The following is an 11883-nucleotide window of genomic DNA, read 5'->3' on the forward strand; positions in this document are numbered from 1 at the left end:
AGGGGAATAGACGCGTGCGACGGAGAATTTTCGGCACGACCGCCACCGCGGCCGTGCTCGGCCTGCTGATACCGCTGTCCGGATGCGGCGGTTCCGGCGACGGCGCAGATGACGGCGGAACGTTGCAGCTGGTCGCCGCCGAATACGGCGACAGTCCGGCCACCAGTTCCAAGCCGTTCTGGGACAGGGTGACGACTGATTTCACCAAGGAGAACCCGGGAATCAAGGTCGAGGTCAAGCTCCTGCCGTGGGCCGACATCGACCGCGAGGTCTCCCGCATGGTCAAGGCCGGCAAGGCGCCGGACATGGCGCTCATGGGCTCTTACTCGGACTTCGCCGCCCGGGGCGAGCTCTATCCCGCGGACGAACTCCTCTCGGTCACCGCCGAGGCGAATTTCCTCCAGCCGCTGGCCGACGCCGGCTCGGTGGGCAGCACCCTCTACGGCCTGCCCTTCGTGGCGAGCAGCCGACTCCTCTTCTACAACGAGGCGCTGTTCGCGAAGGCCGGCGTCAAGGAGGCCCCGAAGACCTGGTCCGACCTCAAGGCCGCCGCCAAGGCGCTGAAGGACAAGGGCGTGAAGTACCCGTACGCCCTGCCGCTGGGGCCCGAGGAGGCGCACGCCGAGGCGATGATCTGGGAGCTGAGCAACGGCGGCGGCTACGCCGACAGCAGCGGCAACTACAGCCTGGCCTCCGACCAGAACATCAGGACCTGGCAGTGGGTGAAGGAGAACATGGTCGCGACCGGGTACACGGGCCCGACGGCCCCGTCCCAGCTGAACCGGGCCGACGCCTTCGCCGCGTTCACACGCGGCGAGGTCGGCATGCTCAACGGCTACCCTTCGCTCGCCCACGAGGCGCGCGCCAAGGGCATCGGCGTCGTCACCACCGCCATGCCCGTCTCGGACGACCTCGGCACCGGGGAGACCCCGCCGGCCGTCGGCGTGGCCGACTGGATGATGGCCTTCAAGCAGAACGGCAAGCGCGCCGACATCGGGAAGTTCCTGGACTTCGTCTACCAGGACAAGAACCTGTCGGACTTCGCCAACCGCTACCACCTGCTGCCCTCCACCGTGACCGCCTCGCGCAGCCCGGCCGGCGGCGGACTCGACAAGAACGACCAGCAGTTCCTGAACGCGCTGCGCGGCGCCCAGCTCTACCCGGTCAACGACCCGTCCTGGGTGACGGTCAGCGACACCATCAAGCGCAACATCGGACGCGCGGTGGAACCGACGGGCGACCCCAAGGGGGTCCTGGAGGACATCGCCGCGCAGGCCGCCCAGGCCTCCAAGAAGCACTGAGGGCACTGAGGGCACTGAAGGCACTGAAGGCACTGAAACCGCCGAGCACACTGAAGTCCCGCACGACACGGGACCTTCGACCCGGGCCGCAGACCACCCCGTGCGGCACCATGGCACCACGGCACTTGATCCAAGGCCGCGGCCCAGCCGCCCGCCGAGCACTCACGAGGTGCGCGGGGCGGCCGGTCCCCGACGGGAGCGTCAGCGCTGCTTCCCGTGGCTCTGGGAGAAGGCCGTCCGGTACTGCTCGCAGCTGGAGTTCCAGCGCAGGGAGCCCTTGAGCGTCCCGTAGCCCGAGCGCGTCACCGACCACTCCACCGTGTACTCACCGGTGTCGCAGGCGATCCGCCTGCCGCCCGCGACCTTCTCGCGCCCCGTCGCCGGCTTCCCCTTCAGCTCCTTGCGCACTTCCGCCACCGTGGACCGGTCCGCGCGGCGCAGTACGGCGTGCACGACGATCGGGTGCTCGCCCTCCTTGACCGTCACCGCCTTCTTCACCACCGTCGAGTCCGACACCGACCAGGCGAACTCGTACGAGGGCTGCCATGCCAGCGTCGAGGGGTCGCCGGACTTGCGCTCGTAGTCCGGTGCGGCCGCGGGGCCGGGGCGGCTGACCGTCTTGTACTGGACCCCCGGGTGGAACCGGAACTGCCCTTCCACCTTGTGCATCTCGTCCTTGGTCCACATCGACTTCATGGCCTTCTCGCCGCCCGCCGGGTCCTGGAGGTACGTCCCCTCCGCGGCGGTGGCCTGCTGGGCGAGTACGGGGGCGAGGGCCGCGGCGGCGGTGGCGAGGGCGAGAGCGGCGGTGCGGGTGCGCTTCATGCCCGGACCAACGGCGCCCCGGCGCGGGCCGGAACGAGGCCTCGCGGGCTTTCACCCGTACGGGACCCCCTCGACCAGCGGAATATCCGGTGATCGACTTCGGCTCGAACCGGACTGCCCGTGGGCCGGGCGGACCAGGCCCGCCGGGTGCGGATCAGGCCTGGCCGGTCTCGAAGCGGCTGATGCGGCCGCCGCCGGGGGCGATGGTGAAGCGCCAGGCGGTGCGCATCTCGCCCCAGGTGTCGTTGCGGTAGTCGACGACGAGGGAGCGGCCCTCGTCGGACTCGGACACGACGTCCATGTGCCCCCTGGAGTCGAAGACCTCCCGGTCGACCCACTCGTGGAGGTCACGGTCGGATCCGTCGTCGGACATGGTCGCGTCGGCGGTCAGCAGCTTCAGGAAGGCGTCCTTGTCGTGCGCGTTGACGGCGGCGACGAGGGCGCCGACCACGGGGTCGGACAGTTTGGCGGGGGCGATGGCCACAGGAGCCTCCTGGTCGGGCGTACGTGCGTACGTGCCCGACCAGGTAACAACGCGGGCGGGTCAGCGTCGTCGACCCTCACCCGTTCGCGCGGCGGACGGCGTGTCAGGGGGACGGCGTCAGGGGCGGGGCGGGCGGCGTCAGGGGCCCGGCGGGGGCGTCAGGGGCCCGGTGGGCGGGCGGCGGCGCCGGCGCTGCCCGGTTCCACGAGCGTGGCCACTCCCCAGACCGTCGCCGCCACGGCGAGGGCCGACGCGACGATGGCCGCACCGGCCCGGACGCCGTTGTTGTTCGTGTGCGCCATGAAGCCCATGAACGGTCCCTCCCCATCCGCTGTGCGAGCGTTCTGCAGATCAGGATGTTCGTCACCTCGGAGGAGTTCCAGTCACATCACCCATAAATTCCACGTAATGGGACTGACAGGACCGATGGGGCTGATGGGACTTCGGTCCTCGATCGCCCGGGGTTCCTTCCCGGACGGGCGCCGCCGAAAACGGGCCGGCCCCGGTGGACGCGTTCGTCCGCCGGGGCCGGGATCGTGCTGCGTGCGGGGTCAGTGCGCGACGGACTCCTGCGCCGCGGGGGCGGACTTGCCGTCGGCCGGGGCCGGCGCGGCGGGAGCCGGGCCGGCGCCCCGCAGCGGGACCTCCTTGACGAACCAGGCCGCCAGGAAGCCCAGTACGGCGACGCCCGCGCCGAGCAGGAACGCGGAGTGCGTACCGTTGGCCACCGCGTGCTGGTAGGCCTCGCGTACGGCCTCGGGCAGCTTGGCCAGGCTCGCCGCGTCCAACTGGGCGGAGCCGGCGGCTCCGGCGGCCTGCGGGCCCAGGCGCTCGGACATGGTGTCGGTGACCCGGGAGGTGAAGAGGGAGCCCATCAGTGCCACGCCGAAGGAGCCGCCGAGCGTACGGAAGAGGGTCGCCGACGACGACGCGACGCCCATGTCCTTCATGTCGACGCTGTTCTGCGCGACCAGCATGGTGATCTGCATCAGGAAGCCGAGTCCGGCGCCGAGGACGGCCATGTAGAGGCCGGACACGAGGCGGGAGGTCCCGGTGTCCATGGTCGCGAGCAGGAACATCCCGACGACCATGAGCGCACCGCCGACGATCGGGAAGATCTTGTACTTGCCGCTGTTGGTGGTGACGCGTCCGGCGATCAGCGAGACGAGCATCATCGAGAGCAGCATGGGCAGGAGCAGCAGGCCGGAGTTGGTGGCGGAGGCGCCCTGCACCGACTGCTGGAACAGCGGGAGGTAGAGCACGCCGCCGAACATGGCGAAGCCGACCAGGAACCCGATCACGGACATGAGGGTGAAGTTGCGGCTGCGGAAGATGTGCAGCGGCATGACGGGCTCGGCCGCCTTGGTCTCCACGTAGAGGAACGCGGCGGTCGACAGCACGCCGACGGCGGCGAGGCCGAGGACCTGGGCGGAGGTCCAGGCGTACTCGTTGCCGCCCCACGTCGTGACCAGCACGGTGGAGGTGATGGCGACGGTCAGCAGGGCCGCGCCGAGGTAGTCGATCTTCGGGCGCTGCCGCTCGGCGGGCTTGGGCAGGTGCAGGACGGCGGTCACCATGGCCAGGGCCACCGCGCCGAGGGGCAGGTTGATGTAGAAGGACCAGCGCCAGCCCATGTGGTCGGTGATGGTGCCGCCGACGAGCGGGCCGCCGATCATGGCGAGGGCCATCACGCCGGCCATCATGCCCTGGTACTTGCCGCGCTCGCGGGGCGGGATCAGGTCGCCGATGATCGCCATGACGCCGACCATCAGACCGCCGGCGCCGAGGCCCTGGATCGCGCGGAAGCCGATGAGCTGGCCCATGTCCTGGGCCATGCCGCTGAGCGCGGAGCCGATCAGGAAGATGACGATGGAGGTGAGGAAGGAGCCCTTCCGGCCGTACATGTCGCCGATCTTGCCCCAGATGGGGGTGGAGGCGGCCGTGGCCAGGGTGTACGCGGTCACCACCCAGGACAGGTGCTCCAGGCCGCCGAGCTCGCCGACGATGGTGGGCATCGCCGTGCCGATGATCATGTTGTCGAGCATCGCCAGCAACATTGCGATCATGAGGGCCATGAGGACGACCCGCACGCTGCGTGGCTTCACCTCCTGCGAGGTCTCCGCGGGCTTGCTTGTCTCCACCATTTCCTGTCCACTCCCCTGGGTACCGCCCGCCGGATCGGCACTTACTTGCCGCCCGGCTAGTTCACTACACTGGGGACCGTAGACCCGTAACTTGCCGGGCGTCAAGTAAGTAATGCGAGGAGAGTCATGTCCAGCAGCAGTCCGCAGCGCCGTCGTGGCGACACGCGCCAGCGCATCCAGGACGTCGCACTGGAGCTCTTCGTCGAGCAGGGGTACGAGAAGACGTCGCTGCGCGAGATCGCGGAGCGGCTGGAGGTCACGAAGGCGGCGCTGTACTACCACTTCAAGACCAAGGAAGACATCATCATCAGCCTCTTCGAGGACGTCACACGTCCCATCGACGAGCTGATCAAGTGGGCGGAGCAGCAACCGCGCACCCTGGAGACCAAGCGCGAGGTGCTGCGCCGCTACAGCGAGGCGATGGCGGCGGGCGCGGCGCTGTACCGCTTCATGCAGGAGAACCAGGCGACGACGCGCGAGCTGAGCATCGGCGAGACGGTGAAGAAGCGCCTGTTCCGCCTGGTGGAGCTGCTGCGCACGGAGGACGGCCCGCTGACGGACCAGGTGCGCTGCGTCAGCGCCCTCTTCACGCTGCACGCCGGAATGATGTTCCTCCAGCACGTCGAGGGCGACCCGGAGGAAACCCGCCTGGCCGCCCTGGAGGTCGCCACGGACCTCATCACGCAGGCGCACCACGAGGAGTCGTAGCGCCGCCGGCCTGCCACAACCCCTCAGGGCAACACCCCCTGACCAGCGTGATGAGCCGACGACGGACGCGGACGAACCGGGGGCCGGGACCGGCTACGGCAAGGCGGGGGCCGGCTCGGCCCGCGGGCCGCTCGGCGCCGTGCTGACCGGCTGCCCCCCCCTGAATCTCTTCGCGCCCTGGTGCCCGGAGTCACGCACCACTGCGGGCCGGTGGTGTGGAGCGGTCCCTGTGCGCGATGCGGCGCTGAACGGCTTCCTCTGTGGGGACCGCTGTGGACACTGCCGAGCCGACCTCCACGGCTTCGGCCCAGGCGTCCCACGTGGAGAAGATCGCGGCTTGCGGATCCAGCAGGCAGTGGGCCCCGGCCAGGGTGAGGGTGGTGTTCAGGGCCTCCCCCAGCCTGATGATGCGTTCCTCCAGCCCCTCGATCAACTCCCCCGCATCTTCCTGGAGCACGGCGACATCCTCACCTACGTGCTCCATGGGAAAGTCGTGACGGGTCGCGGTCGAGAGCAACGCGCCTCTCCTCCATGTGGGGAACTCCCCCGCCCCAACAAAGCTTCCGACGTTGCGCCCCTGGTCGACTCGGACACGCTCGCAGGGCCGTCGATCTCAGGTCGACAGAGCCGTGCGGCAGAGGCGCCGGCGCCAGCGGTCAAGCATCCACTTCGCCCACCCAGCCGAACTCCAGAAGTTCCTGCGGCATGTACTCGGACTCGACCTCGATCGGCATGCCGGCATCACGGGCCATGCAGGCGATGGCGAGTGGCCCGAGGGCTACCAGGCCCTCGCCGCTCCGCGCCCGGTCCTCGTTCGCTGTCCAGTACTCCTTGTGCCAGTTCAGTGCGTCGACCAGGGCTTCGTTGAAGAGGTCGTTCTCGCGGGTGGCATAACGGTAGAAGAGGTTGATCGGCGGATACAGGATCTTCAGCATCAGCTCCTTGCTGGCGATCCGCACATTCGCGGGGTCTGTGCCATCGACGGCACGGACCAGGGTGTCCCAAGTCTCCTGCCGACCGTGCCAGTGGTGCTGGATGGTCTCGATCCATGCATAGATGTATTCATCGAATTCCGCATCAGAAGCCCGCAGAAAGGACAGGGGAACTTGCGCAAGCTGGTTCACGCGGCTGTTCTCGCGGCAGATCGCAGCCAGGTAGAACGAGGTCAGCCAGTTCCCGGCGTGCAGATACTCCTGTGGTCCGGTCGCCGGCAACTCCCGCTGCTCGCCGTTCACGCCGATCCGGCAGGTGACGGTGCCCACGGTGGCCTGCCCTGCGGCGAACAGTGCAGACCCGGTTTGCATGGCGAGGACCCACGCTTGCCAGGTCGTGAACCGGTCCGCGACGGGATCTTCGAGGCAGTGCCACTTCGCTGCCGCGAGCGTCAGCGTGAGCGCGTCGTATCGGTCGGACTCGGACGTCGCGAGGCCCGCCAGGGCCTCCTCGGCACTCTTGAGCACCGGCATTATGGGGAGTGGATTCGGGTACTCCTCCAGCTCGTCGATGTCCCGCACGACACCGGCCCCGAGGCGCCCGGCCCGTTCCTCTTCAATGGCCCCCGGGGCGAAATGCCTGCTCACTGCTACGGTCACGCGTCGAACTCCCCGCGCCATGTGAAGTCGAGGAGGGCGTTGGGGAGATAGCCGGACTCGACGTCGAACGGGAGGCCGTTGGCCCGGGCCAGGCAGGCGATGGCCAGCGGGCCGAGGGCCACGATGCCCATGATGTTGATGGTGCGGTCCTCGTCGGCGGTCCAGTACGCCTTGTGCCGGCGGACGGCGTCGGCCAGGGACTCGTCGAAGCCGGCGGCGTCACCGCGGAGGTGGTGGTAGAGCATCATGATCGGCGGGCGGCGCAGGCTGTCCATCTCGTCCCCGTCGAGAGTTCCGGCGCGCGCGGGAACGCACAGGTTCACGGCCCGCACCAGGTGCGTGCCCAGGTCGTCACGGCGGAGCCAGAAGCTCTGGAGGGTCTCCACCCACGCATAGGCGTACTCGTCCAGCCTGCCGCCGAAGGCCCGCAACAGGGACACCGGTATCCGCGCCAGCATGTCGAGGCGGGCCGCCTCACGGCAGATGATCGCGAAGTAGAAGGCGTTGAGCCAGGTGTTCGCGTTGAGATAGATCTGCGGCCCGGTGGTCGCGAGGTGGCGCTCTTCCTGGCGGATCTTGCAGGTGACCGTCTCCCGCGCGGGATCGACGGCGGCGAAGACGGCCGAGTGCACCTGAATGGCCAGCAGCCAGGACTCCCACGTCTCCAGCATGACGGCACCAAGATCCCCGACACAGCGCACGAGGGCGACGTTCAGCGACCTCATGACCGCGCCCGACCTGGAGTTGTGCGAGGTCTCGATCTCCTCCAGCGAGTGGGACAGCGACCCCTCCATGACGGGAACCACCTCCGCCATCTCGTCCTTCGGATGCTCCTGGGGCGGCACGATCACGGGCTCTGTCTCCTTTTCAGATCTTGAAGAATTCGTAGCCCCGGCGTACTTAGACCCGCCATCCTTGGCCTTCAGCATGCGCGGACACGCGGGTACGACCCGATACGCTTCTTCACCTGGAAAGCGCCTCCGACAGGGGCGGGAGCAAGGGCCTAGACAATCCTCGTTCTCGCTGGGCAGGGGCACTTTCTGCTGTCCTGATCACTTGCTGGACAACCCACTCCGTGAAAGCGCGAGGCTTCAGAAGCCACGCGGCACCGTTCGCTTGCTCACCATCACCGTGGGCTGCTTCCACCATCGCCATCAGCGCAGCACCCGCGCCCGGGCCGAGGCGGCACACCAAGACCATCCGATCTTGGCGCTTCGGTGAATTGGCGCGACGCGCACGCGTATGCGACGTGGGCGGGGAAGTCATTGCGGACGGCCGAACAGTGGGAAAAGGCGGCGCGCGGTACCTCCGGGAGCATTTTCCCGTGGGGGGATCAGAAGACTGCTGCCAAGTGCACGTCAGGGAGACCGGTATGCAGCGCACGACTTCATTCTCAGTGGCGTCTCGCCTTACGGCGTCTACGACATGGTAGGCAACGTATGGGAGTGGCCCGCGACGGCGAATTCCCCCGGTCGCTACGAACTCCGGGGCAGTGCCTTTACAAGCCCTCTGTTCCGGGGAGCGCCTGCCATTCCGAACGATGCCAACGAGAACATGCATGACGACGACACAGGGTTCCGCTGTGTGGCGACGCCCGAGACAACCCCAGTGACTGTCGAGCGGCACCGCACATCTGATGGTGCTGATACGGCACCCGACCAATTGATTTGATTGGTCAAGGTCCGTATCAACACACACGCTTTGGCGTGCCGCCAACCGCCTGGCCTCAACCAGGGGCTAGATCTGGACCTCCGAGGGTGGCCCAGAATATGTTGTTGTTGCCGCCAGCGCCTCTCCAGGCCATAAATACCGTTCCATTGAACTCGCGGACTGCAATGCCTGTGGAGGTCCCTCCGTCAACCCGAATCTGCCCGGCAAACCTTTCACCATCGAACACGCTGACCCATATACCAGTCTCTTCTTCCACCCCCTTCCAGGCCAACAGGATGCGTTGCGGCGGGTCACCAATGCGTTGCAGCGGTGCACCAACCGCTGTTGCGGCAGGAGTCCCGCTAGTGCCAGCCTCACGCCAAACACTACCCGGTACCTCAGTTTCATGAAACTTAACGACTTCTTGTGGGCTCCAGATGTCAGTCAGCCTACTGATGAAAGAATAATAGATTTGAGTCTTGTCCCCGGGCCCTTTCCAGAACATATAGAGACGACCCATGGCAGGAACCAATGTGGGTCCGGTAGAAGTCTCGACTCCGCGTACGGATTGTTGCTGGGTTTCCCCCAGTCGAATTGAAGGGCCCACCGCCGCACGCGTCCACCAAATTTGCGAGTCCCCCTCCACGCCTTTCCAAGCCATGTATATATCGCCAGCGTACGTGGCCAGCGCAGGTCTGTCGGTTGAGCCAATTCCTGAAATCAACCGCGGCGTACCCCACCCGTTTCCCGTTTGCTGTGCATAGTAGATTTTTCTATCTTCATCGCTCTTCCAGGCCATCAACAACCTTGTCGACAATCCGTCACTTAGGGTAAATTCCGTCAGCGCCGGACTGTGTGTTGATGCAACTGGTCCGTCAATCTTCCTTTCCGGACTCCAGGTGCCACCCGTAAGTGTGGACTCGTAGAAGCGATCATTCCCTGGAGGCCCCTTCCATATCATATGGAGCGCATAGGTTGAACCTGTTAATCCAGTATGGCCGGCGACAGCTAGAATCGGTCGATCACTTGTGCCTCGATCGGTGAGCGGTGTTTGCTGCTTCCACCTGTAAAGGTGATGAAGCCCTTGCCTGGATGACTGGTCAATTTCTGCCGGCGTCTCGTACTCGTCTATTGTCGCGAACATGATCGTCCGCGGCCTGCTGTCGTGAGCGAGTCCTAGAGAATGACCAATTTCATGAAGGGCTAGTTTTTGCAGCAGCTCAGCATTCCAGATTTTACCCATATTGAACAGTATGATCCCCTGCTCGGGATAGCGCGCTGTCCCGAGCGCTGTCGCGAGGTTTGGATCTGCATCTTTTCCCGCAAATCTGACTGTAATGTCACTGTTACTGCCGATTGAGGTAGGCGTGAGTTTAAGCCAGGGCGCCCCGGCCTCCTGCCATTGACTGAAGGCGCCACTTATAATGCGCACAGCCTCAACTGGCTCAACACCTTGTACTTTGTTCGCATCGATCGAGAAGGTAAGGTCAGTACGCCTCCAGCGCCCTCCGGGGGGGCCGTAAATCCGTATCTGAAGATCAGAAGCCACACGGTCCGGGACTCCGCACATGCGAGTGCCCGTCGCGACAGTTGCGCCTTCAGGAGCGTTCTCCAAGTCTACGTGGCCGTAAGTGTCCAGCTTGAGCAGGAGTGGTGCGGCTTCATTTTCGCCATAAATGTAGTAGGTGGCAGGTATGAGAACACCTGCAATTTCCTGCGGTATCACTGACTCTGTGTAGTCCAAGAGCGGCAGTGTGGCTGCCATTCCTCCGGTATCGAGCGTGACAGCGTACCCGGAGATGGTGAGTGTTCGCCCGTTGATACTCGAGAACCCGCCGTAGCGAGGTTCGATGCTGAGCTCGCCGCCTGCATCCAGGGTGAATTTAAAATCTGCCACTACCCCGGATCCGGGTTGAAAATTATAACCCTGTGCTGGAATATAGGTGAAAGGTGTTGCGCGGCCAGACGCTAGCGCGTCCGGCTCGCCAAGCATGTCCAAAGGTCGCAACCCGTGCGAAAGTTTTCGTATATCGATTACTATTTCGTACCCGGAGATGATGAGCGTTCGTCCCTTGATGCTCGAGAAGCCGCCGTAGCGGGGGTCGATATTGAGCTCGCCGTCCAGAGTTAGCTTAAATCGAAAGTCGGCTAGTACGCCGGATGCCGGCTGAAATGTATAACCATCCGCAGGCGCGAGGTGCAGTTTGTGCGCGCTGTGTCGTGACAGGTTTGTGGCCCCCTTGATGAAAGGCAGGATATCGTGCGACAAGGAAGTGCCGTCAATTTCGACTTCGTGCCCGCTCACCGCAAGCCTTGCGGTTCCGCGCCCATTCAAGATGTTGTCGTAAATTGAGGGATAGTCGATAGTACCTTGTTCGGTCACCTGAAATATGAACGAGCCGGGTGTTCCGTCGGCTTGAAAGAAGGTATACGACCCCGGGTTTATGTCGAGAGCTGCTGGAGCCGCTCCGTCAACCCAACCTTCACCTGCAGCCTCAAGAAGGATGAACTCAGTGTAGGTGAGGGCGCGGGTATCGATTACTATGCGGGGCATGAAGATTCTCTTCTCGCCGAATCGCTGTTGCACATTGCGATGCGCGTGACCCGTCCTCATGCGCAGCATGAAGGGCGTGAATAACTTGCGTTTTCCAAAGTCGCAGCTTGGTGCCAGCTCGCCGACTACCTCTTCTCAGCCTGCGCTTGATATCGCAATCCGGCAAGCCGTGGGCGGGAGGTGACTGGCCGCTGGCCACGTCGACCGCAGTGGGTACGCGGTTCATCTAAATGGCGTGCTCCTTCGTTGAACCGTGCATGACGGATCTGGTTGTTGCGCGGCTTGTGCCGGACGAGTTGTGGGTGTTGTTCCGGCGGGTGGTGCCGCCGATAGACGTGAAGCGTCCACAGGGCGGGGGCCGGCGGCGGGCGGGTGACCGCGAGACGCTCGCTGCGATCATCTTCGTGGCCACATCGGGTTGCACCTGGCGGCAGTTGCCGCCGGTGTTCGGGCCAGCCTGGCCCACGGTCTACCGGCGCTTTGCCCAGTGGAGCCGGGACCGGGTCTGGGCCCGGCTCCATCGCGTCATCCTGGACGAGCTCGGTAGCCGAGGTGAGCTGCACTGGTCCCGATGCGCCATTGACTCGGTCAGCATCCGGGCCGCAAAAGGTGCCTCTATGAGCTT

General features: G+C 65.4%; 11 protein-coding genes and 2 pseudogenes. 5 read left to right on the forward strand and 8 right to left on the reverse strand.

Translation table 11 applies throughout. The features are described from left to right. Positions 1-14 precede the first annotated feature (14 nt). Entirely contained in the window at positions 15-1301 is a 1287-nt protein-coding gene (locus tag ACFWFZ_RS30045) for an extracellular solute-binding protein (RefSeq protein ID WP_387126353.1), read from the forward strand. A gap of 201 nt (positions 1302-1502) precedes the next feature. Here the strand turns inward: ACFWFZ_RS30045 and ACFWFZ_RS30050 are convergent, their stop codons facing one another. The 4 genes from ACFWFZ_RS30050 to ACFWFZ_RS30065 all read right to left on the reverse strand — a co-directional run bounded on the left by ACFWFZ_RS30050 (position 1503) and on the right by ACFWFZ_RS30065 (position 4754). Beyond that, positions 1503-2126 (reverse strand): hypothetical protein, encoded by a 624-nt coding sequence (locus ACFWFZ_RS30050; RefSeq protein WP_387126355.1) that lies wholly within the window; start codon positions 2124-2126, stop codon positions 1503-1505. Between the two features lie 154 nt (positions 2127-2280). Further along, on the reverse strand, positions 2281-2610 hold the full coding sequence (locus tag ACFWFZ_RS30055; protein ID WP_387126357.1) for a nuclear transport factor 2 family protein: 330 nt from the start codon (positions 2608-2610) through the stop codon (positions 2281-2283). Between the two features lie 158 nt (positions 2611-2768). Beyond that, positions 2769-2912 carry a hypothetical protein gene (locus tag ACFWFZ_RS30060; RefSeq protein WP_387126359.1) on the reverse strand — a complete coding sequence of 48 codons (144 nt, stop codon included), beginning with the start codon at positions 2910-2912 and terminating at the stop codon, positions 2769-2771. A 249-nt stretch (positions 2913-3161) separates the two neighbouring features. Further along, positions 3162-4754: an MDR family MFS transporter gene (locus ACFWFZ_RS30065; protein ID WP_387126361.1), complete on the reverse strand. Its 1593-nt coding sequence runs from the start codon at positions 4752-4754 to the stop codon at positions 3162-3164. Between the two features lie 126 nt (positions 4755-4880). Here ACFWFZ_RS30065 and ACFWFZ_RS30070 point away from each other — a divergent pair, with 126 nt between their 5' ends. Further along, positions 4881-5462 (forward strand): TetR/AcrR family transcriptional regulator, encoded by a 582-nt coding sequence (locus ACFWFZ_RS30070; RefSeq protein ID WP_387126363.1) that lies wholly within the window; start codon positions 4881-4883, stop codon positions 5460-5462. A gap of 190 nt (positions 5463-5652) precedes the next feature. Here the strand turns inward: ACFWFZ_RS30070 and ACFWFZ_RS30075 are convergent, their stop codons facing one another. The 3 genes from ACFWFZ_RS30075 to ACFWFZ_RS30085 all read right to left on the reverse strand — a co-directional run bounded on the left by ACFWFZ_RS30075 (position 5653) and on the right by ACFWFZ_RS30085 (position 7905). Then, a complete protein-coding gene (locus ACFWFZ_RS30075) occupies positions 5653-5946 on the reverse strand; it encodes a hypothetical protein (protein WP_387126365.1) in 294 nt (97 codons plus the stop codon). 172 nt (positions 5947-6118) lie between these two features. Continuing rightward, positions 6119-7054: an immunity 49 family protein gene (locus ACFWFZ_RS30080; protein WP_387126367.1), complete on the reverse strand. Its 936-nt coding sequence runs from the start codon at positions 7052-7054 to the stop codon at positions 6119-6121. Next, a complete protein-coding gene (locus tag ACFWFZ_RS30085; protein ID WP_387126369.1) occupies positions 7051-7905 on the reverse strand; it encodes an immunity 49 family protein in 855 nt (284 codons plus the stop codon). The genes ACFWFZ_RS30080 and ACFWFZ_RS30085 overlap by 4 nt, the downstream gene beginning before the upstream one ends. Before the next feature lie 366 nt (positions 7906-8271). Here ACFWFZ_RS30085 and ACFWFZ_RS30090 point away from each other — a divergent pair. Both ACFWFZ_RS30090 and ACFWFZ_RS30095 read left to right on the forward strand, forming a co-directional pair. Then, positions 8272-8346: pseudogene (locus ACFWFZ_RS30090) on the forward strand (SUMF1/EgtB/PvdO family nonheme iron enzyme); the annotation flags it as partial. Between the two features lie 133 nt (positions 8347-8479). Beyond that, a complete protein-coding gene (locus ACFWFZ_RS30095) occupies positions 8480-8725 on the forward strand; it encodes a hypothetical protein (RefSeq protein WP_387126371.1) in 246 nt (81 codons plus the stop codon). A gap of 55 nt (positions 8726-8780) precedes the next feature. Here the strand turns inward: ACFWFZ_RS30095 and ACFWFZ_RS30100 are convergent, their stop codons facing one another. Beyond that, entirely contained in the window at positions 8781-11327 is a 2547-nt protein-coding gene (locus ACFWFZ_RS30100; protein WP_387126373.1) for a matrixin family metalloprotease, read from the reverse strand. Between the two features lie 188 nt (positions 11328-11515). Here ACFWFZ_RS30100 and ACFWFZ_RS30105 point away from each other — a divergent pair. Next, a pseudogene (locus tag ACFWFZ_RS30105) lies at positions 11516-11869 on the forward strand (transposase); the annotation flags it as partial. Positions 11870-11883: the final 14 nt, after the last annotated feature.

It is taken from the genome of Streptomyces sp. NPDC060232, assembly GCF_042726555.1.
In the GTDB taxonomy this organism is placed as follows: domain Bacteria; phylum Actinomycetota; class Actinomycetes; order Streptomycetales; family Streptomycetaceae; genus Streptomyces.

What these genes read in the sequence shown, in the direction of transcription:
- ACFWFZ_RS30050 (WP_387126355.1), bottom strand. Translation starts at nt 2,126, where the DNA reads ATGAAGCGCACCCGCACCGCCGCTCTCGCCCTCGCCACCGCCGCCGCG.
- ACFWFZ_RS30100 (WP_387126373.1), bottom strand. Translation starts at nt 11,327, where the DNA reads ATGCTGCGCATGAGGACGGGTCACGCGCATCGCAATGTGCAACAGCGA.
- ACFWFZ_RS30095 (WP_387126371.1), top strand. Translation starts at nt 8,480, where the DNA reads ATGGTAGGCAACGTATGGGAGTGGCCCGCGACGGCGAATTCCCCCGGT.
- ACFWFZ_RS30065 (WP_387126361.1), bottom strand. Translation starts at nt 4,754, where the DNA reads ATGGTGGAGACAAGCAAGCCCGCGGAGACCTCGCAGGAGGTGAAGCCA.
- ACFWFZ_RS30060 (WP_387126359.1), bottom strand. Translation starts at nt 2,912, where the DNA reads ATGGCGCACACGAACAACAACGGCGTCCGGGCCGGTGCGGCCATCGTC.
- ACFWFZ_RS30075 (WP_387126365.1), bottom strand. Translation starts at nt 5,946, where the DNA reads ATGGAGCACGTAGGTGAGGATGTCGCCGTGCTCCAGGAAGATGCGGGG.
- ACFWFZ_RS30070 (WP_387126363.1), top strand. Translation starts at nt 4,881, where the DNA reads ATGTCCAGCAGCAGTCCGCAGCGCCGTCGTGGCGACACGCGCCAGCGC.